Consider the following 25300-nt stretch of genomic DNA (forward strand, 5'->3'; position numbering starts at 1 on the left):
CGATGAAGCCCCTGCTCGCGTTCAGCCGCATGGTGGACAGCGTGAACGCGGTGTTCGGTCGCGCGGCGGACTGGATGACGTTGCTGGCCTGCGCGATCAGCGCCGGCAACGCCACGGTGCGCTACGGCCTCTCCTACTCGTCCAATGCCTGGCTGGAGGTGCAGTGGTACCTCTTCGCCGGGATGGTGATGCTGGGGGCCTCCTACACGCTGTTCCGGAACGAGCATGTCCGCGTGGACATCCTCTACGGCAGCTTCGGGCCACGGGCGCGGCTCTGGGTCGATATCCTGGGCATCATCGTCTTCCTCCTGCCTGCCATGATCCTGCTGACCTGGATGACCTGGCCCTTCTTTCTCGACAGCTGGCAGCGGGGCGAGGGCAGCCAGAACGCGGGCGGGCTGATCCGCTGGCCGGTGAAGCTGATCCTGCCGCTCGGCTTCCTGATGATCGCGCTGCAGGGGGTGTCCGAGCTCATCAAGCGGATCGCGCTGCTGCGGGGCCTGAAGCCCGAGGGGGAGGCGGTTGTGGAATACGAGCGGCCGCTCCAGTGACCCACCAGACCCTGACCGGACGATCCTTCCCATGAACGCGGACTACATGCCGCCGCTGATGTTCGGCGGCCTGGTGGTGTTTCTCCTGATCGGCTTCCCCGTGGCCTTCTCCCTGGCCGCGGTGGGGCTGTTCTTCGGCTTCATCTCGATCGAGCTCGGCTTCTTCACGACCGACTACCTGGGCGTGCTGCCGCTGCGGGTCTTCGGGACGCTGTCGAACGACCTGCTGCTCTCGATCCCCTTCTTCACGCTGATGGGCGCGATCCTCGAGCGCTGCGGGCTGGCGGAGGACCTGCTGGAGGGCACCGGGCAGTTGTTCGGGAAGATCCCGGGCGGCCTCGCCTATGCCGTGATCCTGGTGGGCGCGGTGCTCGGCGCCATCACGGGCACGGTCGCGGCCTCGGTCATCGCCATGGGCATGATCAGCCTGCCGATCATGATCAAGTACGGCTACGACATGCGGATCGCGACGGGCGTGATCGCGGCGTCGGGCACCATCACGCAGCTCATCCCGCCTTCCCTCGTGCTGATCGTCCTGGGCGACCAGCTCGGGCGCTCGGTGGGCGACATGTACGCGGGCGCGATCGGGCCCTCGATTCTGCAGATCGTCCTGTTCATCCTCTTCATCATGGGCGTCTCGATCTTCGCGCCCCATAAGGTGCCGCCGCTGCCGGATGAGGCGCTGGGCACCCGCGGCTGGCCACTGATCTGGCGCGTGGCGAAGGGCATGGTTCCCTCCATCGTCCTCATCTTCCTCGTGCTCGGCACCATCTTCATGGGGCTAGCCACGCCGACCGAAGCGGGCGCCATGGGCGCGGTGGGCGCGGTGATCCTGGCCATCGCCAACGGGCGCTACACCTGGGCGCTGTTGCGGGAGGCCATGGGCAACACCATGCGCATCACCGCCATGGTGATCTTCATCCTGCTCGGCGCCACCGTCTTCTCGCTCGTGTTCCAGGGCGTCGATGGTTCCATCTGGCTGGAGCACATCCTGTCCGGCCTGCCGGGCGGGCAGATCGGCTTCCTCATCTTCGTCAATATCTTCGTCTTCTTCCTCGCCTTCTTCCTCGACTTCTTCGAGATCGCCTTCATCATCGTGCCGCTGCTGGCGCCGGTGGCGGCAAAGCTGGGCATCGATCTCGTCTGGTTCGGCGTGCTGCTCTGCATCAACCTGCAGACGAGCTTCATGCACCCGCCCTTCGGCTTCGCGCTGTTCTACCTGCGCGGCATCGCGCCCAAGACGGTGCTGTCGCGCGACATCTACTGGGGCGCCATTCCCTGGTTGGTGCTGCAGGTGGTGCTGGTGGGGGTCGTGATCCTCTGGCCCGAGAGTGTGACCTACTGGATCGACAAGGGGACTGGCGTGGACCCGAGCACGGTCCGCATCGAGGTGCCGATGCCCGATACGGGCGAAGAGGAGCCGCCGCCCTTCAACTTCCGCTAGGGCGCCGGTGTCGGGCTTGCTTGGAAAGGCCTGGGGGGCGCTTCGCGGCGCCCTCCCAGGCCTTTCTCGCTCGAGGGCGGTGGCGGCGCCGGACTGGGCGGCCGACCGCGGGCGGATCCTGCTTGTCGGGCCAACAGGGGCGGGGAAGAGCACGCTGGTGAATGCCGTCCTCGGCGACGGGACCGCGTCGGCCGGTGCCGGCGCGCCCGTGACGGAGGGAACGACCTGGTACGGGGAGGCCTCTCCCCTTCCCCTCGCGCTGGGCGACACGCGAGGGCTGGAGGCGGCGGAGAGCGCCGCGCAGGTGGCGGCGTTCGAGGCCTCGTTGGCCGCACTGTCGGCAGAGCGGCGGCCGCATCTCGTCTGGCTGGTCATCAACGCGGAAGGCGGGCGCTCCTTCGCAGGGACGGGGACGTTGGCGGGACTGGCGGCCTCAACCGGTGCGGCCGGGATGCCTTGCCTGGTGGTGCTGACCCATGCGGAGCCCGGCGCTGAAAGCCATGCGCGGCTCCGCCAGCGGATCGCGGAGACGATGCCGGGGGTAGCGATCGCCGCCGTGAACAGCCGGGCGCTGGTGGGGGAGGATGGAGCGGTCCTGCTGCCGGCCCATGGCGTGGAGGAGCTGCTGGACCTCTCGCAGCCCTTCCTGCCGGAGGGGCCGTAGCGGCGCCCTACAGCCCCATGCCGATGCCGCGGAAGGGCAGCAGCAGCAGCTCCCACCAGGCCATGTGGGCCACGCCGTAGAGGCCGGCCTTCCACATGAGGGCCGAGCGGAAGCCGAACATCACCACCAGCATAGGCAGGAGGCCGAGCGCCGCCGTCCAGAGGAGTTCCCGCCGCACGGCCTTGCCGAGGGCATCCGCCAGGGCGAGGGCCACGCGGTCGCGGTCGTCCTGGTAGACGAGGCGCGCGGCGCGGAGGCCGAGGCGGGGGATGAGGGAGGCGGCGCGGCCCACCTCCTCCATCTTCGTCTCCAGCATCGTGATCGCGTGGCGGGCGAGGACGAAGAGGGCGAAGCGGAAGACCGGCGCGCCGCGCAGCAGGAACAGGGCGCGGACGAGCGGCCAGGTGGAAATCACCCCCTGCGCGAAGTGCAGGAGGTACCAGAGGAGCACCGCGCCCGCCGCCGCAATGGCCCAGCCGACGCTCGGCAGGAGGGGCGCGATGGCCGCAAGGACGAAGAAGACGGCGGTGACGGAGATGGCGACCAGCGCCTCCTCCGCCACGTAGCGGAAGACAGCGTTGCCGATGAAGGCCTCCACCGCCGGTTCCAGCTCCGCCGCCAGCTCCGCCTCGCTGCCGGCCAGGAGGGCGGCGATGAGGGAGGCGCTGCCGCCCTCGTGATCGGGGGCGTGGAGCGCGGGTGGGGGTTGGACGGAAGGGGACATGCCGGGCAGAGTCGTCGTGATGTCCCGCAAGCCCGTCAAGGCCGACCCCATCGCCGTCGCGCTGGAGCACGCCCGCCGCGCAGTGGCCGGGGGCGACCCGCTGCCTCTCCTGCTGCTCTGCACCGGGGCCGAACGGGCGGAGATCGCCGCGGCCGCGGGGCTGTCCGACCCCAGCCCCCTACCGCTCGCGACGGCCCTGCGGCCGATGCTGGTGGAGGGGGCAGACGCGGCGCCCGGCCTGCTCGCGCTACTGACGGCGCTGCGGGTGCGGAAGCTCTCGGCGCTGGGTGACCGGGCTGCGGTGGTGCGGGGCTTCACCCGCCCGGCGCCGCGGCGCGGGACATGGCTCGGCCGGCTGCTCGGGCGGGGCACGACCCTGCTGGACGACGCGGTGGCGGCGATTCCCGGCGTGGAGGACCGTCTGGCGGGAATGCAACGCTGCAACGTGCTGCTGGCCGGGCGATCCGGGGCGGGCAAGAGCACCCTGGTGAACGCGGTCTTCGGCCGCGTCGTGGCGGAGGCGGGGGAAGGCGCGCCGGTCTCGTCCGCCGCCACCTGGTATCGGCACCCCTGCGCGCCGCTGCACCTGGCCGATACGCGCGGGCTGGAGCCGGGTGCCTATGGCGAGACGCGGGAGGCGGTAGAGGCGGAGCTGGCCCGCCTGTCCGCCCTGCCCGAGGAGGAGCGGCTGCACGTGGCGTGGCTCTGCGTCGATTCGGCGGGGGAGCGGGTGGAGCCGGCGGACCGAGACCTAGCGCGCCTGCTGGCGCAGGGCGGGGTTCCGGTAATCCTCGTGCTGACCAAGGCCTGGGGGGAGGACCGGCTCTCGGAGGCCGCGAGGGCGCTGGTGCCGGAGGCCACGGCCGTGCTGCGGGTGGTGGCGGCCCCGCGCCTGTTTCCAGGCGGCGCGAAGGTGGAGGCGCGCGGGCTGGAGGAGTTGGTGGCGGCCACCGTCGCGGCCCTGCCAGCGGGGCGGCGCGCGGCGGCGGCGGCAGCCAATCTTGTTGCCCTCGCGCCGAAGATCGCCGAGGCGGAGGCGGCCATTTCCGCGCATGCGAGGGCGGCCGCTGCCCTGTCGGCCACCCCCCTGCCCTTCGCCGATGCCGCGCTGCTCTTCGGGTTGCAGGCGAAGATGATCGTGGACGTGACCGTCCGCATGGGCACGCCGGCCGAGGAGATGCCGCTGAAGGCCGTCGCCGCCGCGCTGCTCGGCCCGGCCGCGGCGGGGATGGGCGGAAGGGTCGCGGCCCGGGCCCTCGGCACGCTGCTGAAGTTCGTGCCCGGGGTCGGCAGCATCGCGGGTGGGGCGATCAACGCGGCGGTGGCCTATGGGCTGACGACCGCGCTGGGCAATGCCTACCTCGCCTTCCTGAGGGATCGCTGGGCGGTGCTGCACCGTCCACCGACCCTGCAGGAGGTCGTGGCCTTCCTCGGGCGCTTTCGGGGGTAGCGGCTACCCCACCGCCCGGCGGCGCAGCGGCGCCGGCGTCACCTCGTTGTGCACCTCCGCCAGCTCGCCGAGGAGGCGGATGAGGGTGGCGCGGTCCGCCGGCGAGAGGGGTGCCAGGATGCGTTCCTGCACGCGCCGCACCGCTGGCTCCACACGGCGAAGAAGGCCCTCGCCTTCCGGCGTCAGGCGCAGGCGCTTAGCGCGGCGGTCGCCCTCGGCGTGGGAGCGCTCGATCCAGCCCTTTGCCTCCAGCCGCTCGAGGACGCCGCCGAGCGTGGAGCGGTCGAAGGCGATGAGGGCGGAGAGGCGCGTCGCGTCCACATCCGGGTTCTCGCGGATGGCGTAAAGCGCGCCGAACTGCACCGATGTGAGGTCTTGCGCGGCCACCTCCTCGGCGAAGAGGGCACTGGAGATCTGTTGAGCCCGCCGGATGAGGTGCCCGGGCATGGCGTAGAGTTCGTGCATCGGGTGCGGGTTCCGTGTTGTTCTGTCGGCTGATCTTCCGGGCGACGGTCGGCTGCATTGACGGTATGCTGAAAGAACGCATACTGCCTTTTCAAGGGAATGGGGAGGTCCGCCGCTCGGTCCACCCCTCGAAAGGGATGGAGACACCGGCTTGAAGCAGGACCTGCACAGCTTGCTGGGCGACCTCGTGATCGCCAACCGCATCCTCGCGCATGAGGACGTGCTCGACGACTTCGGGCATGTCGCGGTGCGCCACCCCGATCGGGCGGACCGCTTCTTCGTCTCGCGCTCCCGCTCGCCCGAGATCGTCACGCGCGACGACCTACTGGAGTTCACGCTCGACGGCGTTCCCGTCGATCCCAAGGGCCTGCGCCCTTACCTCGAGAGCGTGCTGCACGCGCGGATCTTCGCCGCGCGGCCGGACGTGCAGGCGACGGTGCACCATCACTCGCCGGCCGTGCTGCCCTATACGGTGATCGACGAAGTGCCGCTCCGGCCCGTGTTCCACATGGGTTCCGTGCTGGGCGGCCCGGTGCCGGTCTGGGACAGCCGCGACGAGTTCGGCGACACGAACATGCTCATCGACGACGTGCCGAAGGCCGACAGCCTGGCGAAGGCGCTCGGCGGCGGCACCTCGGTGCTGCTGCGCAATCACGGCGCCACCTGCGCCGCCCAATCCCTTCCGGCGGTGGTCTTCGTCTCCGTGCGGATGAAGGACAACGCGGAACTGCAGTCCCGCGCCATGGCGATGGGCAAGCCGCGCTACCTCACCGAGGGCGAGACGCGCATGGCCGGCGAGATGCTGATGGGCGAGCGGCCGCTGGAGCGCGCCTGGTCCTACTGGCGGGCGCGCGCCGGCTATGGCGGCATCTAGGAGGGAGTGGGCATGAACATCAGCCGTCGAAGCTTCGGGGCCGCTTCGCTTCTCGCGACCCTTCCCGTCGCGGCGCGCGCGCAGCGGCGGCCGGTGCGCATCGTCGTGCCGGCGGCGCCGGGCGGGGCGATCGACATCATCGGGCGCATCTACGCCACGCGCCTCGGCGACCTGCTGGGCTCGACCTGGGTGGTGGAGAACCGCTCCGGCGCGAGCAACACACTCGGTGCGGCGGAGGTGGCGCGCTCGGCGGCCGACGGGCTCACCTACCTCGTCAACGCCGACATCCAGCTCATGGCCAAGCACGTGATGCGCTCCGTGCCCTATGACCCCGTGGGTGACTTCACGCCCATCTCGCGCCTGGCGACCGCGCCCATGGTGCTTGTGGGCAACCCGCGCAGCACGCCGGAGGGGGGCATCGCCGCGCTGATTCCGGCGATGAAGTCGCGACCCGACCGCTTTACCTTCGCGAATTCCGGCCTCGGCTCCATGGGGCACCTAGCGACGGAGGGCTTCAAGCGCGAAACGGGCCTCGACAGCCTTGTCGTCACCTATCGCGGCACCGCGCCCGCCCTGACCGACGTCGTCTCCGGCAATACCGCGCTGATGGTGGCCCCGCTGGGCTCGGCCCTGCCGCAGATCGAGGATGGGAAGCTTCGCGCCTACGCCATCATGGGTCCGCAACGCTCGCCCCGTGCGCCGGCGATCCCGACCATCGCCGAACAGGGCATGCCCTCGCTCGACTTCACGCTGTGGTACGCGATGTGGGCGCCGAAGGGCTTGGCCGACGCCGAGGCCGACCGCGTGAACACCGCCGTGCAGACGATTTCCCGCGAGCCAGACATCCGCGCGCGCCTCGCCGAGCAGGGCGCGGAACCGGTGACGGAAGACCGCGCCACCTTCACCCGCTTCATCGCGACCGAGAACGTGCGGAGCGCGAAGATGGCCGAGGTGGCGAAGATCGAGCCGGAGTAGAACCTCTCTTCGTCACTGCCGCCTTGCTGGCCCCGGAGAGGGCGCTGCCCTCTCCGTACCTCCGGGCGAACGCGCAGCGTTCGTCCCGCGCCCGCCAAGGGCCTGAGGCCCTTGGATTTCCATCTGGCTGGCGCGGATGAATGATGGGAGCCGGTTCTTTTCCCGGCGCCCTTCCCGCACGTGCAGTCGCCTCGGGTCCACGACCCGAGGCTCACCGGCCGCTCAGCGATTCCAAACAGATAGAAGAAGATGATGGTGAGGGGTTCGGGGAGAGGAAGAATTCCTTCTTCCTCTCCCCGCAGTCACCAGCGTCGCCCCATCAGGCGTTGCCGCGGTCCTCGCGCCAGAGGTGCAGCGCTTCCTGCACCGGGCGGTCGGAGAAAGAGAAAAGGACGCTCTCCTCCGCCGCCTCGTGGCGAACCTTCTTCCAGGAGGGGACGACGAAGACGTCGCGCTTGCCCCAGTCCACCACGAAGTCGTCGCCGATGATGCTGCGGCCGCGGCCCTCCATCGGCACGAAGACGGTCGCGTCGGTGGAGCGGTAGGCGGCGGTGGAGAAGCCTTTCGGCAGGAGCTGGATGAAGGTGCCCATCGTCGCCATGGCGTGATTGCCGGTGACAGGGTTGGTGTAGCGCATCTTCAGCCCGTGGCAGGGATCCCAGGCCTCGGCGCGGCGCATGCGCTCCAGCGCGTCGCGCGTGCGGGCGTAAGGATAGTTGAAGACGGGCGAGCTGCCGCCGCTCGGCTTGTGGTCCACCGGCATGAGGTTGGCGCCGAAGCGCGCGTCGCTGTCGCCGAGCGGGCGCGTGACGGGCTGCTCGTCCTGGCCGAGGTGTTCCGCGAAGGAGGCGTCGAGGAGCTGGACTACGGGGATGTCGAGACCGTCGAGCCAGAAGATCGGCCGGTCGCTCTCGTTGCCGTGGTCGTGCCAGGACATGGGGGGCGTGATGATGAAGTCGCCCTCCTCCATGATCGTGCGCTCGCCGTTCACGGCGGTGTAGGCGCCGCTGCCCTCGAGCACGAAGCGCAGCGCGGTCTGGGTGTGGCGGTGCGCGGGCGCGACCTCCCCGGGCAGGACGAGCTGCACGCCGGAATAGAGCGAGGTGGTGATGCGGGACTGGCCGCGGAGCCCGGGGTTCTCGAGCACCAGCACGCGGCGCTCGGCCTCCTTGGCGGTGATGAGGCTGCCGGCCTCCATCATCGCGGCGCGGATCTCGTCGAAGCGCCAGCTGGCCGGGCGGCAGGCGCTGCGCGGCTCGGGCGTGACGAGCTCGGCGAGCGACAGCCAGAGGGGCGTCAGGTTCTGCTGGCCGATGCGGCCGTAGAATTCCTGGCGCTTCGCCTCCACCGCTGCGTCCTGCGTGCCGGGCGCGGAATTCACGTTTGTGTCCATCGTCGCCGTCCCTCCTTTGCTGTTTGACCGTATACGGACAATCCGTGTAGGGTCAATCCTGTTAAGCTGCCCCGTTCGGGTTGCGGCGGGGGATGTGGTCGTTCCCACCACCCTCTCCCAGCCCCCTCGGCGGCCGACCCTGAACGGCCGCGACGAAGCGAACGCCGACAAGAAGACCATGCACCCGGAGGACCAAGGATGACCACTCGCCAGGAGAAGCCGATCCTCATCGCCGGTGGCGGCATCGGCGGGCTGGCCGCGGCCCTCGGGCTCGCCCGCGCCGGCTTCGACGTGACGGTGTTGGAGCGCGCACCGGTGCTGGGCGAGATCGGCGCAGGCATCCAGCTCGGCCCCAATGCCTTCCAGGCCTTCGACCACCTGGGTATCGGCGACGCGGCGCGGGCCATGGCCGTCTACGTGGACCAGCTTCGGTTGATGGACGCGCTGACGGCCGAGGACATCGCCACCATCGACCTGAAGGAGCCCTTCCGCCGCCGCTTCGGCAACCCCTACGCCGTCGTGCATCGGGGCGACCTGCACGGCGTGTTTCTCCGCGCCTGCGAGGCGAGTCCGCGCATCACGCTGCGCACCGGCTGCGCGGTCATGGATTACGAGCAGGATGGCAGCGGCGTGACGGCCCTTCTGCAATCCGGCGAGGCGGTTCCGGGTTCCGTGCTGATCGGAGCGGACGGATTGTGGTCTCGCATCCGCACCCGCGTCGTGGGCGATGGCCCGCCGCGCGTGACCGGCCATACCACGTATCGTTCCGTCATCCCGACCGAGCAGATGCCCGAGGACCTGCGCTGGAACGCGGCGACGCTCTGGGCCGGGCCGAAGTGCCACATCGTCCACTACCCGCTCTCCGGGTGGAAGACCTTCAATCTCGTCGTCACCTACCACAACGACGCGCCAGAGCCGGTGGCCGGCCTACCCGTGGAGGAGGAGGAGGTGATGCGCGGCTTCGAGCACGTGCATCCTAAGGCGCAGAGCATCATCCGCCACGGGCGGGACTGGAAGCTTTGGGTGCTCTGCGACCGCGATCCCACGGAGAGATGGGTGGATGGCCGCGTGGCCGTGCTGGGCGACGCCGCACATCCCACGCTGCAATACCTGGCGCAGGGCGCCTGCATGGCGATGGAGGACGGCGTCTGCCTCGCCCAAGAGATGGCGGCGCATCCCGGCGATGCGGAGGCGGCGCTGGAAGCCTATCGCCGTCGCCGCGTGCTGCGGACAGCGCGCGTGCAACTCCAGTCCCGCGCGGTGGGGGACCACATCTACCACCCGGCTGGCGCACACGCGGCGCTGCGGAACAGCATCATGTCCAGCAAGAGTCAGGAGCAGTGGTACGACACGATTCACTGGCTCTACGGCGATACGGGACTGGGGGATGCACCGACCGCAGCGCGGGTGACGGCTGAGGTTTGAGGACAGCCGGTGCTGGTGACTCCGGGGAGAGGAAGAAGGAATTCTTCCTCTCCCCGGCCCCCTCTCCATCATCTTCTTCAAGTTTGAGGTAACCTCGCGACCGGTGCGCCTCGGATCCTGGATCCAAGGCGACGGCACGCCCAGGAAAGGGCCCCGGGAAACAGAACCGGCCCTTCATCACCGCATCCGCGACAGCCAGATGCGGGTCCAGGGGCCTCAGGCCCCTGGCGGGTGAGGTCTGGAGAGGGCAGCGCCCTCTCCAGGGCCATCAGCGCCGGACAGTTCAGATCACTACCCGAAGGCCCCGCACTCCAGCGACACCACCGCGCTCGCCTCGCGCACCATCGCGAAGAGTTCCCGCAGTGGTTCCATAAGCTCCGCGTGCTCCCTCCCATAGCCGCCGTAGCGGGGCGAGGGCGGTTCGCCATAGTCCAGCGAGGCGCTGGGCGGTTCGTGGGCGGGGAAGACGCCATCCAGGAGTTTCGCGGCCTCTTCCACGTCCAGGCGCAGCAAGCGGCGAAGCAGGCCGTCGCGCGTCACGCCGTGACGGGGGGAGAACTCCGGGATGTTTACGGCGCGCATCCAGATCCGGTGTATCAGCAGCAGCCGCAGGGCGTGCACGGCGAAGAGGCGGTCTGACATGCGAGGCGCCTCCCCTTCCGCGGGCCATGCGCGGCGCAGGGAGGTCTGGTCGGCGAGCAGGCTGCGAAAGACGCGGCGGACGGGATCGCCCAGGCCCTGCTCCTCCAGGGCGGTTGCGACAGCGGAGAGGGAGGCGGCGTTCGCGGGTGTGCGGGCATTGGCCGCGCGGTCGAGCCACATGCCGGGATCGACGGTCGCGACGTAGCCACGCAGCACGTCAGGGTCCGAAAGGGAGAGGCCGGCGCGAGCGAAGGCCATGGCGCCGGCGAAGCGGGGGGATCTGCGGAGGAGCTCCGCGAAGCCCTCCGGCTCGCGCGAGGCGTTGGCGCCGAGGCCGTGGGTGAGGTTGGCCAGGAAGCCGAGCTGCTGCAGCACGGCATTGTTGGGGATGGCGCGAAGCTCGCGCGCGTGGCGGATGGTGGCGGGGCCGCCGGTGTCGCTCTGCCGGGCGACGGGGCGGGAGCCGGTGCGGTCCAGCAGCGCGGGGCCGAAGCCGCCAAGCAGGCCGGCATAGCCGGGGTCGTCCACCAGCGCGCCCATGGCGCTGCGCATGCCCGCAAAGAGGTCGGCGGCGAAGCCGGCCTCGGCATAGACGGGATCAGTTACCTCGCCCGGCGGAGGCGCGAACGCGTGCTCGGCGATGCGCGCGACGACGGCATGGGCGAGGGCCGGCGTGCCAAAGAGCTGGTAGCCGTCGCCACCCTGGAAGCTCGTCTCGATGCGCGTCGGGATGCGGGCGGCGGCGAAGGCGGCGCGGACGGCGGGCGGGTCGAGGTAGTCGAGGCGCGCGGCGAGGCCGTCGGGATGGCCGCCGCGGCCGAGGCCCTCGCCATGAGTCTCGAAGAGCACGACCTCCAGCGCGCCCAGGCCGTGGCGGGCGAGAAGGTCGGCGACGCGGAGCTTCAGGCGCTCGATGAGGTGGCTGGCCGCGGGCTGGCCGATATAGCGGCCGGAATCCGAGTAGCCGAACTGCAGGCAGAGCCGGCCGATGCCGCGGAGGTACTCGCGCCAGTGCGGGGAGCGGAGCGCCTCCTCGATCACGCGCTCGCCGCGGCGCTCCAGGGCCTCCGCTGTCTCGAAGAGGGGGCTGATCTCGACGTGCCGCTCCACGCCGCAGAGGCGCGCGAGAAAGAGGGCCGCCAGGAGGGTGAACCCGCTCTCGGTCTCCGCAACGAGGAAGCGCACGGGCTGGGAGGCGTCCACGTGCTTCGTAATCTGGGCGACCGTCATCATCAGGCGCATGGCGCTCGACGACTCCGCGAGGAGGCCGCCGGTGTCGACCGGCTCGGGCCTGGCCTCGTCCAGCGCCGCGTTGATGGCGCCGAAGAGGGCGCGGCGGCGTGCGGCGTCGTCGGGCGCGCCGCCGAGGGCGGGCACGCGCAGCCGCGCGGCGTTGTGGAGCTGCGCCGAGTTAAGGCGCGTGTGGGTCTGGGCGAGCGACAGCCCGTGGGCCGCGAGCCCCGCGCGGGCGACGCAGAGGGCGAGGCGTGCCTGATCGTCGGGCGCCGCGTCGATGGCGGCGCCGAAGAGCTCCAGCAGGGGCTCGGGCGTGGTCAGCGCCTCCTCCCGCCGGCCGACGAGGAGCCTCGCGAAGCGCTGGGCCGCCTCGGGCTCCGGTGTGCCCGGCGGCGGGCAGGCCATGATCTGCGCGCGCACGGCGTCCAGCGCGGTAGCAAGGCGGTCCAGCAGCGGTTGGGTGGCATCGAGGGCGAGGGCGGCGATCTGCGCCTCCAGCCGGGCGAGGCCAAGTTCCTTCATCCGCAGGCGCAGGCGCAGCGTGTCCTGCCAGCCGATATCGGTCCGCCCATCCGTGTCGTAGCCGACCCAGGAGGAGAGGAGGACGGGAGCGGGCATGAGGGTTCGCCAACGGTCCTGCCAGGTGTCGCGCGCGACCGCCAGGAAGGCGGCGGCCAGACGGTCCAGCGCATCCCGCCCGTTGGCGATGGCGGCAACGGCCTGGGTGAACTCCTCCTCCAGGTCGGGCGGCACGGGGCGCAGCGGCAGGCCGGGGGGCGGGGGCGTGCCGCAGGCGGCCTCGGCCAGGGCGCGATTGGTGTCGCGCGGCAGGGAGAAGGTTGGGTGGGCGGTGAAGACGGCCGCGGCGCGCGGTCGCTCGCAGGCCTGGCGGAAGGCGGCGAAGGGAACGGGGCTGTCGGCGGGGTCCGGGCGCGCGGTGCGACTGGCGACCGCGATGAGGGCTGCGTCGGTCGCTCCGGCATCGGTGCCGCCGAGCTTGCGGGCAAGGGATGCCGCGCGGTCGGCGAAGGCGAGGTCGCCGATGTGCCGCAGCGCCGCGCGCAGGTCGGGCAGGGTCAGCTCGCCGTCATCCAGGCGGCGGCTCAGGGACAGGGCCATGGCCAGGACGGGCGCGCCGAAGGGATCGCCCCGGCCCTGCGCGCGGGCCTTCGCGGCCATGGCGAGAAGGTCGGGACCGGGGACGGCCGCGCGATGAGGGTCGGGCGCCTCGGCGGAATGCTGGTCCATCGTTCTGCTCTCGCTCCGTGCCGGGGCCCATCGCAAGAACGGGCGCCCCTCAGAGGGTGGGGGCGGCGACGGCTCTGGCAAAGGCCTTGCGTGTGCGGCGCAGCACGCCGGCAAGGGCCGGGGGCGTTTCGTGGAGGCCGAAAGCCTGCGGGTTCTGCTGGTGGATGCGGATGCGGATCGGGCGGCTCTGGTCTCGTCCGGGCTGGAGGCGGCGGGCTACGAGGTGGTCGCGCTGGTCTCCGACACGGCGGACCTGACGCGGCTGGCGCGTGAATCGGGGGCGGAGGTCATTGTCTGCGACCTCGATGACCCTGGCCGCGACGCGCTGGAGAGCATGCGCGCCCTCAACCGTGACGAGCCGCGGCCCGTGGTGCTCTTCGCCGAGCGCGGCGAGCCCGAGCAGATCGAGGCCGCGCTCGAGGCTGGGGTGGCCGCCTATGTGGTCGAGGGGCTCGCGCCCGGCCGGGTGCGCCCGGTGATCGAGGTGGCGATCCGCCGCTTCCGCGCGCACCACGCCATGCGGATGGAGTTGGAGGCGACGCGGGCGACGCTGGCCGCGCGCACGGTGATCGACCGCGCGAAGGCCCGACTGATGGAGCAAGGGCGGCTGACCGAGGAAGAGGCGTATCGGCGCCTGCGACGGGCAGCCATGGACCAGGGGAAGCGAATCGCAGATGTCGCCCAGGCTTTACTGAACAATATTTAAGCATTCGGCACGTTATACGTGCTTATTCGCCGCACTTCTAACAAGACTGCCCGCAGGAGCAGCAATTTTCCTCTTGCCGTGCTGCGCCGCGATATGGTGATTGAGGGCATGGGGATGGACTGCAACGGCGTAGTCCCCTGCCCTCCCCGATCAGCCAACCGGCGGTCCAATGGCGGCCCGCCTCCCGGTTCCCCAGGGAACCCCGGAGCGCGCGTGTCGGAAACCGTCCTGCGTCTTGGCTATGTTCCCCTGACCGATGCCGCGCCGCTGATCGTGGCGGATTCGCTGGATCTTTTCGCGCAGCACGGGGTTCGGGTCGCACTCTCCGAGGAATCCGCGTGGGCGGCGGTGCGCGACCGGGTGGCCTACGGGCTGCTCGACGGCGCGCATATGCTCGCGCCGATGCCGATCGCGCTCGCCTGCGGGCTGGGCGGGGTGCGCGCGATGCTCTCGGTCGGTGCCGGGATCGGCCGCAACGGCAACACCCTCACCCTTTCGCCGGCGATGACGGAGGAAGCAGGGCTCGACGCAGCAGGGACTCCGCTGCGGGCAGATACCTTCGCAAAAGCGGTGCGCCGCCGCGCCGCCGCGGGGCGGCCGATGGTGCGGCTGGCGGCGGTGTTTCCCTTCTCCTCCCACCATTACCTGCTGCGGCACTGGCTGGCCTCCGGCGGGCTGGACCCGGACCGTGACCTGCGCCTGGTGGTGGTGCCGCCGCCGCGCACGGCTTCGGCCCTGGCGCGCGGCGAGGTGGACGGCTTCCTCTCTGGCGAACCCTGGGGCAGCCACGCGGCCGCGCTCGGCGTGGGGCGGGTGGCGCTGACCGGCGGCGACATTTGGCCGGACCATCCGGAGAAGGTGCTCGCCTTCCGTCCCGGCCTGCCCGCCTATCAGGCGGTGGCGGTCACCGCCGCCGTGATCGCGGCGGCGCGCTGGCTCGACGATCCCGCGAACCGCGACGAGGCCGCCCGCCTGATGCACGAGCGGGTCTTCCCGGCCATGGACCGCGCAACGGTGCGGCTGGCGCTGAATGGCCTGATCCCGACCGCGAACGGCACGCGCGCCCTGGCCGCACCGATGCGCTTCCGCGAGGCGACTCTGGCCCGCCCGGAAGCCGCGGCCTGGTGGCTGCGGCAGATGCGTCGTTGGGGGCACGTGCCCGAGGCCGTGCCCGATTCCGATGCCCTTGCCGCCTATGGCGACGCCACCTGGCGCGCCGCCGCCGCCCTGCTGGGCGAATCCGAACCCGAGACCGTCACCCTTCCCAAGGAGATCGCCGCGTGACCCTTCATCGCAGGCAAGCCATCGCCGCCACGGCGGCGCTCTTCGCCGCCGCGCGTGCCACGACGCCGCGCGGCGCCTTCGCGCAATCCGCCACCACGCCTGAGGTGAGGAAGGCCACGCTCGGCTACATCGCGCTGACGGACGCGGCGCCGCTGATCATCGCGAAGGAGAAGGGCTTCTTCGCCAAGCACGGCATGCCCGAGGTGGAGGTCTCCAAGCAGGCGAGCTGGGGGGCCACGCGCGACAACCTCGTTCTCGGCGGCGGCGCGGGCGGGATCGACGGCGCGCATATCCTAACGCCCCTGCCCTATCTCATGCACACCGGGCGCGTGACGCAGAACAACCAGCCGGTGGCGATGGCGATCCTCGCGCGGCTGAACACAAACGGCCAGGGACTGTCGGTCGCCGAGAAGCACAAGGGGACGGGCGTGCGGCTCGATGCCGCGCCGCTCAAGCGCGTGCTGACGGCCGAGAGCAAGGTCGCCATGACCTTCCGCGGCGGCACGCACGACCTCTGGATCCGCTACTGGCTGGCCGCCGGCGGCATCGATCCGGATCGCGAGGTGCAGACCATCGTCGTGCCGCCGCCGCAGATGGTGGCGAACATGAAGGTCGGCACGATGGACGCCTTCTGCGTGGGCGAGCCCTGGAACGACCAGCTGGTGAACCAGAAGATCGGCTTCACCGCCGCCGTGACGGGCGAGCTGTGGCGTGACCACCCGGAGAAGTCGTTCGCCATGCGCGCCGACTGGGTAGCGGCCAACCCACACGCGGCCGAGGCGCTGACCGCCGCCGTGATCGAGGCGCAGCGCTGGTGCGACGCGGATGCGAACCGGCAGGAGATGTGCACGATCATCGGCCGCCGCGCCTGGTTCAACGTGCCGGTCGCCGACATCATCGACCGCACGCGCGGCAACATCGACTACGGCGACGGCCGCAAGGTCGAGAACTCGCCCTTGCTGATGAAGTTCTGGCGCGATCACGCCTCCTATCCCTTCCGCAGCCACGAGGCGTGGTTCCTGACCGAGGATATCCGCTGGGGCGTGCTGCCGGAGAACACGGACACGGCGAAGCTCATCGGTGAGGTGAACCGCGAGGGGATCTGGCGCGCGGCCGCGGCCCGCGCCGGCGTGCCCAACGCCGAGATGCCGAGCGGCACCTCCCGCGGGCGCGAGACCTTCTTCGACGGCAAGGTCTTCGATCCCGAGAACCCGGCGGCCTATCTCGCCTCGCTTTCCATCAAGAAGATCGGAGCGGCCTGAGCATGAACGCGACCGTCCAGACCCCGGTGGCGGCGGCGCCGGCCGTCACCCAGTCCGCGCCGATGCCGGCACCGAGCCTGGGCGCGCGCATCCGCCCCCTTGCCGAGCGCGTGCTGCCGCCCCTTGTGGTGGTGCTGGCGCTCGTCGGCCTGTGGGAGGTGGTGGCGAGCGGCCCCGGCGCCACGCTGCCGCCGCCCTCCAAGGTGTGGACGGACGCGCATGACCTCATCGTCGATCCCTTCTTCGATCGCGGCGGGCTGGACAAGGGGCTGTTCTGGCACCTGCTGGCCAGCCTGCAGCGCGTGGCGGTGGGCTTCGCGCTCTCGGCCGTCATCGGGATCGCGGTGGGGCTGCTGATCGGCACCTCGAAGCTCGCGATGCGGGGCCTGGACCCGATCTTCCAGGTGCTGCGCACCGTGCCGCCGCTCGCCTGGCTGCCGCTCTCGCTCGCCGCCTTCCGCGAGGCGCAGCCCTCGGCGATCTTCGTGATCTTCATCACCTCCGTCTGGCCGATCATCATCAACACGGCCGTCGGCGTGAGGAACGTGCCGCAGGACTACCGCAACGTGGCCGCCGTCATCCGACTGCGCGGGCCGGCCTACTGGGTGCGGATCATCCTGCCGGCGGCGGCGCCCTACATCTTCACCGGGCTCCGCATCGGCGTCGGGCTCTCCTGGCTCGCGATCATCGCGGCGGAGATGCTCATCGGCGGCGTCGGGATCGGGTTCTTCATCTGGGACGCGTGGAACTCCTCCAACCTGTCCGACATCATCGTGGCCCTCACCTATGTCGGCCTTGTCGGCTTCGCGCTGGACCGCGCCATGGCGCTGGTCGGGCATCTCGTCACCCGCGGCACGGCGACGGTCTGAGGAACGGCACCCATGGCAACCCAGCCCTTTCTCGACATCTCCGATGTCACCGTCGCCTTCGGGCGGTCCCGCGTGCCCGTGCTGAACGGGATCGACCTGAAGGTCGCACGCGGCGAGTACGTCTCGGTCATCGGCCATTCCGGTTGCGGCAAGTCCACGCTGCTGAACGTGGTGGCCGGGCTGCTGCCGGCCACGGGCGGCGGCGTGGTGCTGGACGGCAAGGAGGTCTCGGACCCCGGCCCGGACCGCGCGGTGGTGTTCCAGAACCATTCGCTGCTGCCCTGGCTCACCTGCTACGAGAACATCAAGCTCGCGGTGGACCAGACGCTGTCGAAGATCATGTCGCGGGCCGAGCGGCATGAGTGGACGATGCAGAACCTGGCGCTGGTGCGGATGACGCACGCCAAGGACCGCCGGCCGAACGAGATCTCCGGCGGCATGAAGCAGCGCATCGGCATCGGGCGGGCGCTGGCCATGAAGCCGAAGGTGCTGCTGCTGGATGAGCCCTTCGGCGCGCTGGACGCGCTGACGCGGGCGCACCTGCAGGACCAGGTCATGCAGATCCACGCCGATCTCGGCACCACCGTGATGATGATCACCCATGACGTGGACGAGGCGGTGCTGCTCTCGGATCGCATTGTGATGCTGACCAACGGCCCGAACGCACGCATCGGCGAGATCCTGGAGGTGGACCTGCCGCGGCCGCGCGACAGGCTGGCGCTGGTGGCCGATCCGCGCTTCATCGCGGCGCGCGCGGCGGTGCTGGAGTTCCTGCACCACCGCCACACCGCGCCTGGGCTGGCCGCGGCATGAGGGTTCTCGTCGTCGGCGCCGGTCCGGCCGGCACGCGCTGCGCGCTCCGGGTCGCCGGGCGCCTGCCCGGGGCCGAGGTGGTGCTGGCGGGTGCCGAGGCGGCCCTGCCTTACGACCGGGTGGCACTCTCGAAATATCTCGCCGGCGACGTGGCGCAGGAGGCGCTGGTCACGCATACGCTCGCCGATCTGAAGGCGGCTGGCGTGCGCTACCGGCCCGCGATGCCGATCGCCTCGCTCGACCTCTCGGCGCGCGCGGCCGTCACGGGGCGGGGCGAGCGCATCGATTACGACCGGTGCGTGCTGGCGACGGGCAGCCGGTCCTTCCGCCTGCCGCTGCCGGGCGCAGACCTGCCGGGCGTGATCCCCTGGCGCGACCTCGCTGAGACGCGGCAGATGATCGGAGTGGCGCGCGAGGGCGGACCGGCTGTCGTGATCGGCGGCGGGCTGCTGGGGCTGGAGACGGCGGTTGGCCTTGCCGCGCGCGGGATGAAGGTAACGGTTCTGCACGCCGTCGGCTGGCCGATGGAACGGCAGCTTGATTACGACGCGGGCACGCTGCTGGCGAACCGCCTCCGCGCCCGCGGGCTGACGCTGCACATGCCCGTGGAGACGGTAGCGATCGAGGGAACCGACCGCGTGAAGTCGGTGCTGCTGAAGAGCGGCGAGCGCATCCCGGCGCGGCTGGTCGTGATGTCGGTCGGGGTGCGGCCAAACACCGACCTTGCGCGGGCGAGCGGGCTGGATGTCGGCCGCGGGATCGTGGCCGATGGCGCGATGCGCACGAGCGACCCGCACGTGCTGGCGATCGGCGAGTGTGCGGAGGTGGGGGGACGAACGATCGGCCTCGTTGCCCCCGCGCTGGAGCAGGCGGAGATCGCGGCGGCGACGATCGCGGGGGAGGCCGCGGCCTGGGCACCACGCGCCGACTCCGCCGCACTGAAAGTCTCCGGTACGCGTGTCTGGTCCGGCGGCGAGGTCGCGCCGTCCGATGCGGAAGCGGTAACGCTGCGCGCGGGTGAGAGCTACCGCCGCCTGTGGTGGCGCGGCGAGCGGCTCGTGGGTGCCGTGCTCTACGGCGATACGGCGGAGGCCGGGTTCTACCAAAACCTGATCGCGAGCGGACAGCCCGTGGCATCGCGCGCGGACGCGGCGCTCGGCCAGGCCTGGCTCAAGGATGCGGCGTGATGAGCGAGTTCTCGGCGGAGCAGCAGAACTACCTCAAGGGCTTCATGGCGGGCGTCGAGGCCCGCCGAGGTACGCTCTCCCCCGGCGGTGCGGCCGCGGGTGGGGCGCCGACGGACGCGATGCGCGCGGCGCAGGACGCGGCGGTGGCGGCCGGCGGCAAGCTGACGGCCGAGGAACGGATGAAGCGGGAGAAGCACCCGCTGGACCGCTGGGACGAGGTGGAGGCGCGCGCCCAGGCCGGCAAGTTTCCACATGGGCTGGAGAACCTGGCGACGCGCTGGCACGGTCTGTTCTATGTTGGGCCGACGCAGGATTCCTTCATGTGCCGGCTGCGCATTCCCGGCGGCATCCTTTCCTCCCATCAGGCGTGGGGGATCGCCGACATTGCGGAGGAGTGCGGGGGTGGCTACGTGGACGCGACCACCCGCAACAACCTCCAGATCCGCGAGATCCCGGCCGGCAGGGGCGTGGAGCTGATTGAAAGGCTGGCGGATCTCGGCATCGTGCCGAAGGGCACGGGCGCGGACAATATCCGCAACATCACCGCCTCCCCCACGGCGGGGATTGATCCGGACGAGCTGATCGACACACGCGCCATCGTGCGCAAGCTGCACCACCACATCCTGAACACGCGCGATCTCTTCGGGCTGCCGCGGAAGTTCAACATCTCGCTCGACGGCGGCGGGCGCGTGGCGGTGGTGGAGGACACGAATGACATCGCCTTCACGGCGGTGCGCGCGGGCGGGCAGGTGCTGTTCCGCCTTGCCCTCGGCGGCATCACGGGGCATCGGGACTTCGCGCGCGGCACAGGGCGCGTGATAGCGCCGGAGGACGTGGTGCGGGTGTGTGACGCGATCCTGCGCGTCTTCCTCGCGCATGGGGATCGGACGGACCGACGCAAGGCGCGATTGAAGTACCTGCTCGATTCATGGGGCCTGCCTCGCTTCATCGAGGCGGTGGAGGCGCAGCTCGGTTCCCCGTTGCGCGAGGTCGATGGCTTTGAGACGGCGAGGCCGCCCGAGAAGCACGGGCATCTCGGCGTGCACGACCAGCGGCAGGCGGGGCTGCAATATGTGGGCGTCTCCCTGCCGGTCGGGCGCATCACGGTGGAGCGTCTGCGCGGGCTGGCGCGCATCGCGGATACCTTCGGCAGCGGCACGCTTCGGCTGACCGTGTGGCAGAACCTGCTCCTCTCCGACATCCCGCGCGAGCGGATGGGCGAGGCCTGCGTGGCGATCGAGGCGCTTGGCCTCGGCACGGCGGCGAGCCATGTGCGGGGCGCGCTGGTGGCCTGCACGGGGGCGGCGGGGTGCAAGTTCGCGGCCGCGCACACGAAGCAGCACGCGGCCGAACTGGCCGATTACCTCGATGCGCGGATCGCGGTGGCCCAGCCGGTCAACATCCACCTGACGGGCTGCCACAACTCCTGCGCGCAGCACTATATCGGCGATATCGGCCTGATCGGCGCGAAGGCGGAGCGCGGCGAGGAGGAGGTGGAGGGCTACGACCTGCATGTCGGCGGCGGTGCCGGTGTCGAGCAGGGGATCGGCCGCCTCGTTCTCGCGAAGGTGCCGCATGACGAGGTGCCGCCGCTGGTGCTCAACCTGCTGCGCGCCTGGCAGGAGCGTGCGCCGGAGAGCAGCTTCCAGGACTTCACCGCCCGCTACGACGAAGCCGCGCTGCTGGCCATGGCCGGACGCGAGACCGCGGATGCTCACGCATGAACGCCATCTCGCCCATTCCCGGCGCTTTCCCCTCGCCCGCGCCCGTGCCGCTGATTCCGGAAAGCGCGCCTTTCTCAGCGGAACAGCGCGCCTGGCTGAACGGCTTCCTGGCCGGGCTCTACGGCGGCGCGGCGGGGGGTGCAGCGCCCGCCGCGGAGCCCGAGCCCGAGCCCGAGCCCGAGGAGGATTTCCCCTGGCACGATCCCGCGCTCGCGCTCGACGAGCGGCTGGCGATGGCGGCGGGCAAGCCGGCCTCGCGCCGGTACATGGCGGCGATGGCGCAGCTCGACTGCGGGCAGTGCGGGTATGTCTGCAAGAGCTACGCGGAGGCGATCGCCTCGGGCGTGGAGGCTTCGCTCTCGCTCTGCGTTCCTGGCGGCAAGGCCACGCAGAAGGCGTTGAAGGCCCTTGTGGCGGAGGCGCCCGCCGTGGCGGCACCGGCCGCAACGCCGAAGGCGAGCGGGCCGGCGATGGTGCCGATCAGGATGCTGGCGGCGCACGCACTCTCGGGCGAGGGCTCGGCGAAGGACGTCCGCAATGTCGTGCTGGATCTCGAGGGCAGTGGGCTGCGCTACGAGCCCGGCGACAGCCTCGGGCTTCTCACGCCCAATGATCCGGCGCTGGTGGAGGGCTGCCTCGCGATCCTGGGCGCCACAGGCGAGGAGCCGGTGACCTGCCCGGACGGCGCGGCGAGGCCGGTCCGTGAGGCCTTCCTCTCGCATCTGGCCATCGCGCGGCCGCTGGACCGCACCTTCGACCTTCTGGCGGGCGCCGCGCGCGACGCGAAGGAGGCGGCCATGCTGCGCAAACTCGTGGACGGGGATGACGACGCGCAGCCACAGGACGCGGACCTGCTCGACCTGCTGGAGCACTTCCCCTCGGCGCGGCCCGCGCTCGCGGATCTCGCGGCCTCGCTGCCGGGACTGAAGCCGCGGCTCTACTCGATCGCCTCCTCGCCACTGGCGGTGCCGGGCAAGGTGGAGCTTTGCGTCTCCGTGGTGAAGGCGGAGCGGCGCGGGCGGGTGCGCCAGGGCGTGGCGTCTTCCCATCTTGGGTTCCGGGCACTGACCGAGGGCGGCGCGCATACGGTGCCGGGCGACCGGGAGCGGGCGCTGGCGGCGGCGATGCCGGCCTATATGCAGGTCAGCCATTTCCGCCTGCCGGAGGACGCCGCCACCCCCGTGATCATGTGCGGGCCGGGCACGGGGATCGCGCCCTTCCGCGCCTTCCTGCAGCACCGCGCGGCGTTGGGCATCAAGGGGCGCACCTGGCTCTTCTTCGGCGACCAGCGATCCTCCACCGACTACCTCTTCCGGCCTGAGATCGAGGGCTGGCTTGCGGATGGCACGCTGGAGCGGCTGTCGCTCGCCTGGTCGCGCGATCCGGGCGCGAAGAAGACCTATGTGCAGGATCGCATGAAGGAGCAGGCGGCCGATCTCTGGCGCTGGTTCCAGGACGGCGCGCGCTTCTACATCTGCGGCGATGCCTCGCGTATGGCGAAGGACGTGGACACGACGCTGCGCGGCATCGCGATGAGCGAGGGGCGCATGGACGCGGATGCGGCGCGCGACTGGATCGTGGCCCTCGCCCGGCAGAACCGCTACCAGCGCGACGTTTACTGATGGACGCGCTGCCCTCTCCCCCCGGCCTTACGCGCACCACCTGCCCCTATTGCGGCGTCGGCTGCGGGGTTCTCGCGGCGCCGGACGGGCGCGTGGCGGGCGATCCGGATCATCCCGCCAATCGTGGGCGGCTGTGCAGCAAGGGCACGGCGCTGGGCGAGACGCTGGACCTGCCCGGGCGCCTGCTGCACCCGGAGGTCCGCGGCAAACGCGCCTCCTGGGACGCGGCGCTGGACGCGGTGGCGGAGGGGTTCCGCCGCGCGCAGGCGGAGCTCGGGCGGGACGGCGTGGCGCTCTACGTCTCAGGCCAGCTTCTGACAGAGGATTACTACGCCGCGAACAAGCTGGCCAAGGGCTTCCTTGGCACGGGGAACATCGACAGCAACTCTCGCCTCTGCATGGCCAGCGCGGTCGCCGCGCATCGCCGGGCCTTCGGCGAGGACGTGGTGCCGGGAATCTACGAGGACCTGGAAGCGGCGGACCTGATCGTGCTGGTCGGGAGCAACCTAGCTTGGTGCCATCCGGTGCTGTTCCAGCGCATCGCCGCGGCTCGCGCGCAGCGGCCCTCCACGCGGTTGGTCATCGTCGATCCGCGCCGGACCTCCAGCGCGGAGGGCGCGGACCTGCATCTGGCGATCCGGCCTGGATCGGATGTCGCTCTGTTCAACGCGCTGCTCGCACATCTGGACGCCGGTGGCTTCCGGGATCCGGCCTTCGTGGAGGCGCATACGGAGGGACTGGACGCGACGCTGGCCGCCGCCCGCGCCGACGCCGCCGATGCCACGGCGCGCACGGGCCTCGACCCGGCCGATCTCGCCACTTTCCTTAATTGGTTCGCGTCGACGCCGCGCGTCGTCACGCTCTGGAGTCAGGGAATCAACCAGTCCGAGACGGGCACGGACGGGGCGAACGCGATCATCAACGCGCATCTGCTGACCGGGCGCATTGGCAAGGCGGGCGCCGGGCCCTTCAGCATCACCGGTCAGCCCAACGCGATGGGCGGGCGCGAGGTGGGGGCACTGGCGAATATCCTCGCCGGGCATCTCGACTGGTCCGTGCCGGGAGAGGCCGATCTCGTGCGCACCCACTGGAACGCGCCGAATCTGGCGGCGGGGCCGGGGCTGAAGGCGGTAGACCTGTTCCGTGCGGTCTCAGCCGGGTGGATTGGTGCGCTCTGGGTCATGGCGACCAATCCCGCCGTCTCCATGCCGGATGGCGAGGCGGTGCGGAACGCGCTCGCGCGCGCGCGCTTCCTCGTCGTCTCAGACTGCATGGCGACGACGGATACGATGCCGCACGCCCATGTCCGCCTGCCCGCGCTCGGCTGGGCGGAGAAGAGCGGCACGGTGACGAATTCGGAGCGTGTGATCTCCCGCCAGCGCGGCTTCATGCGCCCGGCGGGCGAGGCGCGGCCGGACTGGTGGATCATCGCGGAGGTGGCGGCGCGGTTGGGATGGGGTGCGGATTTCGCGTGGAACGGGCCGGCCGCGATCTTCCGCGAGCACGCGGCGCTGACCGGGCTCGGCAATGGCGGCCAGCGCGCCTTCGACATCTCGGGCCTCGCAGGGATGACTGACGCGGAGTACGACGCGATGGTGCCGACGCGCTGGCCGGTTCCTGCCGCGGGCGCGGCCCCCGCGCGCTTCTTCGGCAACGGCGCCTTTCCTGCGGGCCGTGCACGCCTCGTGCCCGTGTCGCACCGGGCGAGGGCTGAGGATGATGGCCGACTGACGCTGCTCACGGGTCGGCTGCGCGACCAGTGGCACACCATGACGCGCACCGGCGGCGTGCCACGGCTGATGGCGCACGCGCCGGAGCCGGTGCTGGCCGTCCACCCCGCCGATGCCCGGGGGATCGAGGATGGGGCCTTGGCCCGCATCGCCGGCCATGAAGGCGCCAGCGCGGTGCTGCGGCTGCGCCACGATGCCGGGCAGCGGCGCGGCACGGTCTTCGCGCCAATGCACTGGACGGCGCAGGCAGCGCCCGCCGCGCGCGTGAACGGCACGGTGCCGCCGGCCTTCGATCCCGTGAGCGGCCAGCCGGCGCTGAAGTCGGCGCGGGTAGCGCTGTCGGCCTTCACCCCTGCCTGGCACGGTTTCCTGGTGGCGCGTCGCGACCTCGGACCAGGGATCGCGGATTGGGCCGCCGTGGCGCTGGCGGGCGAGAACGTCTGGCGGCACGAGTTGGCGGGTGCCGAAGCGCCGGCAGAAGCCTTCGCGCGGATCGCCGCCCTGCTGCCGGTGGAGGGCGCGGAATGGGCGCGGCTGGAGGACCCTGCGGCCGGTCTGTATCGCGGCGTGCTGTTGCGCGGCGGGCGGGCGGAGGCAGCGCTGTTCCTCGGGGCGCAGCACCGGTTGCCGCCGCGGGACTGGCTGGCCGGGCTGCTGGCGTCGGGCGGATCGGCGCCGGTCGGTGCGCTGCTTGCCGGGCGGCCGGCGGACGGGCCACCGCCCTCCCCCACGCTCTGCGTCTGCCACGGCGTCTCGCAGGAGGCGGTGCGCGGCGCGATCCGGGGCGGGGCCTGCAGCTTGGCGGCCGTGGGCGAGGCCACCCGCGCGGGTACGGGTTGCGGCTCCTGCCGCCCGGAGATCGCCGCCCTGCTAGCTGCCGTCGAGCCGGTGCCCGTCTGATCCTGGCGGGCACCCTACCGCTCGGAGCGGCGAAGGAAACCCCGATGGCATGAGGCTTGCTGCGGCTGCACGGCGGCCCAGGTGCCGTCCCGCGCGGGACGGACGACTCGGG

General features: G+C 71.2%; 20 protein-coding genes. 16 read left to right on the forward strand and 4 right to left on the reverse strand.

The genetic code is table 11. The features are described from left to right. Positions 1–2: 2 nt before the first annotated feature. From BO39_RS14330 to BO39_RS14340, 3 genes are read left to right on the forward strand one after another with little or no spacing between them, the layout of a single operon-like run. The gene (locus tag BO39_RS14330) at positions 3–551 is read left to right on the forward strand and encodes a TRAP transporter small permease subunit (protein WP_043834425.1); all 549 of its coding nucleotides are present in this window, start codon (positions 3–5) and stop codon (positions 549–551) included. 31 nt (positions 552–582) lie between these two features. Beyond that, the gene (locus BO39_RS14335; protein WP_043834428.1) at positions 583–1995 is read left to right on the forward strand and encodes a TRAP transporter large permease; all 1413 of its coding nucleotides are present in this window, start codon (positions 583–585) and stop codon (positions 1993–1995) included. Between the two features lie 16 nt (positions 1996–2011). After that, positions 2012–2659, forward strand: coding sequence for a GTPase (locus tag BO39_RS14340; RefSeq protein WP_169742763.1), 648 nt, complete (start codon positions 2012–2014; stop codon positions 2657–2659). A 7-nt stretch (positions 2660–2666) separates the two neighbouring features. Here BO39_RS14340 and BO39_RS14345 read toward each other — a convergent pair whose 3' ends face one another. Further along, the gene (locus tag BO39_RS14345; protein ID WP_043834433.1) at positions 2667–3383 is read right to left on the reverse strand and encodes a hypothetical protein; all 717 of its coding nucleotides are present in this window, start codon (positions 3381–3383) and stop codon (positions 2667–2669) included. Between BO39_RS14345 and BO39_RS34975 the strand changes: the two genes are divergently transcribed. Next, entirely contained in the window at positions 3382–4833 is a 1452-nt protein-coding gene (locus BO39_RS34975) for a GTPase (RefSeq protein ID WP_052402092.1), read from the forward strand. The genes BO39_RS14345 and BO39_RS34975 overlap by 2 nt on opposite strands. A gap of 3 nt (positions 4834–4836) precedes the next feature. On the opposite strand, the gene BO39_RS14355 is transcribed toward BO39_RS34975, so the two are convergent. After that, complete coding sequence (locus tag BO39_RS14355) at positions 4837–5298, reverse strand: MarR family winged helix-turn-helix transcriptional regulator (protein WP_043834435.1); 462 nt, start codon at positions 5296–5298, stop codon at positions 4837–4839. Positions 5299–5449: 151 nt separating this feature from the next. Between BO39_RS14355 and BO39_RS14360 the strand changes: the two genes are divergently transcribed. Further along, complete coding sequence (locus BO39_RS14360; RefSeq protein ID WP_043834437.1) at positions 5450–6172, forward strand: class II aldolase/adducin family protein; 723 nt, start codon at positions 5450–5452, stop codon at positions 6170–6172. A gap of 12 nt (positions 6173–6184) precedes the next feature. Continuing rightward, positions 6185–7147 (forward strand): Bug family tripartite tricarboxylate transporter substrate binding protein, encoded by a 963-nt coding sequence (locus tag BO39_RS14365; RefSeq protein WP_043834440.1) that lies wholly within the window; start codon positions 6185–6187, stop codon positions 7145–7147. Positions 7148–7466: 319 nt separating this feature from the next. Here BO39_RS14365 and gtdA read toward each other — a convergent pair whose 3' ends face one another. Next, positions 7467–8540 (reverse strand): gentisate 1,2-dioxygenase, encoded by a 1074-nt coding sequence (gene gtdA / locus BO39_RS14370; RefSeq protein WP_052402093.1) that lies wholly within the window; start codon positions 8538–8540, stop codon positions 7467–7469. Positions 8541–8738: 198 nt separating this feature from the next. On the opposite strand from gtdA, the gene BO39_RS14375 reads away from it, so the two are divergent. Next, a complete protein-coding gene (locus BO39_RS14375; protein ID WP_043834443.1) occupies positions 8739–9965 on the forward strand; it encodes a 3-hydroxybenzoate 6-monooxygenase in 1227 nt (408 codons plus the stop codon). A gap of 291 nt (positions 9966–10256) precedes the next feature. On the opposite strand, the gene BO39_RS14380 is transcribed toward BO39_RS14375, so the two are convergent. Then, on the reverse strand, positions 10257–13091 hold the full coding sequence (locus tag BO39_RS14380) for a phosphoenolpyruvate carboxylase (protein ID WP_043834445.1): 2835 nt from the start codon (positions 13089–13091) through the stop codon (positions 10257–10259). 130 nt (positions 13092–13221) lie between these two features. On the opposite strand from BO39_RS14380, the gene BO39_RS14385 reads away from it, so the two are divergent. From BO39_RS14385 to BO39_RS14425, 9 genes are all read left to right on the forward strand, one after another. Further along, positions 13222–13797 carry an ANTAR domain-containing response regulator gene (locus BO39_RS14385; protein WP_043834447.1) on the forward strand — a complete coding sequence of 192 codons (576 nt, stop codon included), beginning with the start codon at positions 13222–13224 and terminating at the stop codon, positions 13795–13797. Positions 13798–14010: 213 nt separating this feature from the next. Beyond that, positions 14011–15081, forward strand: a complete 1071-nt coding sequence (locus tag BO39_RS14390) for a CmpA/NrtA family ABC transporter substrate-binding protein (RefSeq protein ID WP_043834450.1) — start codon at positions 14011–14013, stop codon at positions 15079–15081. After that, positions 15078–16343 (forward strand): CmpA/NrtA family ABC transporter substrate-binding protein, encoded by a 1266-nt coding sequence (locus tag BO39_RS14395; protein ID WP_043834452.1) that lies wholly within the window; start codon positions 15078–15080, stop codon positions 16341–16343. Before BO39_RS14390 ends, BO39_RS14395 begins: the two co-directional genes overlap by 4 nt. A 2-nt stretch (positions 16344–16345) precedes the next feature. Further along, complete coding sequence (gene ntrB, locus BO39_RS14400) at positions 16346–17212, forward strand: nitrate ABC transporter permease (protein WP_084698116.1); 867 nt, start codon at positions 16346–16348, stop codon at positions 17210–17212. A gap of 12 nt (positions 17213–17224) precedes the next feature. Next, positions 17225–18025, forward strand: coding sequence for an ABC transporter ATP-binding protein (locus BO39_RS14405; RefSeq protein ID WP_043834457.1), 801 nt, complete (start codon positions 17225–17227; stop codon positions 18023–18025). Next, positions 18022–19212, forward strand: a complete 1191-nt coding sequence (locus BO39_RS14410; RefSeq protein WP_052402094.1) for an NAD(P)/FAD-dependent oxidoreductase — start codon at positions 18022–18024, stop codon at positions 19210–19212. The genes BO39_RS14405 and BO39_RS14410 overlap by 4 nt, the downstream gene beginning before the upstream one ends. Continuing rightward, the gene (locus tag BO39_RS14415; RefSeq protein ID WP_245615170.1) at positions 19212–20936 is read left to right on the forward strand and encodes a NirA family protein; all 1725 of its coding nucleotides are present in this window, start codon (positions 19212–19214) and stop codon (positions 20934–20936) included. The genes BO39_RS14410 and BO39_RS14415 overlap by 1 nt, the downstream gene beginning before the upstream one ends. Beyond that, entirely contained in the window at positions 20933–22558 is a 1626-nt protein-coding gene (locus BO39_RS14420) for a sulfite reductase subunit alpha (protein WP_052402095.1), read from the forward strand. The genes BO39_RS14415 and BO39_RS14420 overlap by 4 nt, the downstream gene beginning before the upstream one ends. Further along, the gene (locus tag BO39_RS14425) at positions 22558–25188 is read left to right on the forward strand and encodes a nitrate reductase (protein WP_043834462.1); all 2631 of its coding nucleotides are present in this window, start codon (positions 22558–22560) and stop codon (positions 25186–25188) included. The genes BO39_RS14420 and BO39_RS14425 overlap by 1 nt, the downstream gene beginning before the upstream one ends. Positions 25189–25300 lie beyond the last annotated feature (112 nt).

The sequence above is a fragment of the Roseomonas aerilata DSM 19363 genome, from assembly GCF_000711725.1.
Classification (GTDB): domain Bacteria; phylum Pseudomonadota; class Alphaproteobacteria; order Acetobacterales; family Acetobacteraceae; genus Roseomonas; species Roseomonas aerilata.

Excerpts from the sequence above, each read along its gene's own strand:
- BO39_RS14330 (WP_043834425.1), top strand. The coding sequence starts at position 3 with ATGAAGCCCCTGCTCGCGTTCAGCCGCATGGTGGACAGCGTGAACGCG.
- BO39_RS14335 (WP_043834428.1), top strand. The coding sequence starts at position 583 with ATGAACGCGGACTACATGCCGCCGCTGATGTTCGGCGGCCTGGTGGTG.
- BO39_RS34975 (WP_052402092.1), top strand. The coding sequence starts at position 3,382 with ATGCCGGGCAGAGTCGTCGTGATGTCCCGCAAGCCCGTCAAGGCCGAC.
- BO39_RS14345 (WP_043834433.1), bottom strand. The coding sequence starts at position 3,383 with ATGTCCCCTTCCGTCCAACCCCCACCCGCGCTCCACGCCCCCGATCAC.
- BO39_RS14355 (WP_043834435.1), bottom strand. The coding sequence starts at position 5,298 with ATGCACGAACTCTACGCCATGCCCGGGCACCTCATCCGGCGGGCTCAA.
- BO39_RS14365 (WP_043834440.1), top strand. The coding sequence starts at position 6,185 with ATGAACATCAGCCGTCGAAGCTTCGGGGCCGCTTCGCTTCTCGCGACC.
- gtdA (WP_052402093.1), bottom strand. The coding sequence starts at position 8,540 with ATGGACACAAACGTGAATTCCGCGCCCGGCACGCAGGACGCAGCGGTG.
- BO39_RS14375 (WP_043834443.1), top strand. The coding sequence starts at position 8,739 with ATGACCACTCGCCAGGAGAAGCCGATCCTCATCGCCGGTGGCGGCATC.
- BO39_RS14380 (WP_043834445.1), bottom strand. The coding sequence starts at position 13,091 with ATGGACCAGCATTCCGCCGAGGCGCCCGACCCTCATCGCGCGGCCGTC.
- ntrB (WP_084698116.1), top strand. The coding sequence starts at position 16,346 with ATGAACGCGACCGTCCAGACCCCGGTGGCGGCGGCGCCGGCCGTCACC.
- BO39_RS14405 (WP_043834457.1), top strand. The coding sequence starts at position 17,225 with ATGGCAACCCAGCCCTTTCTCGACATCTCCGATGTCACCGTCGCCTTC.
- BO39_RS14410 (WP_052402094.1), top strand. The coding sequence starts at position 18,022 with ATGAGGGTTCTCGTCGTCGGCGCCGGTCCGGCCGGCACGCGCTGCGCG.
- BO39_RS14415 (WP_245615170.1), top strand. The coding sequence starts at position 19,212 with ATGAGCGAGTTCTCGGCGGAGCAGCAGAACTACCTCAAGGGCTTCATG.
- BO39_RS14420 (WP_052402095.1), top strand. The coding sequence starts at position 20,933 with ATGAACGCCATCTCGCCCATTCCCGGCGCTTTCCCCTCGCCCGCGCCC.
- BO39_RS14425 (WP_043834462.1), top strand. The coding sequence starts at position 22,558 with ATGGACGCGCTGCCCTCTCCCCCCGGCCTTACGCGCACCACCTGCCCC.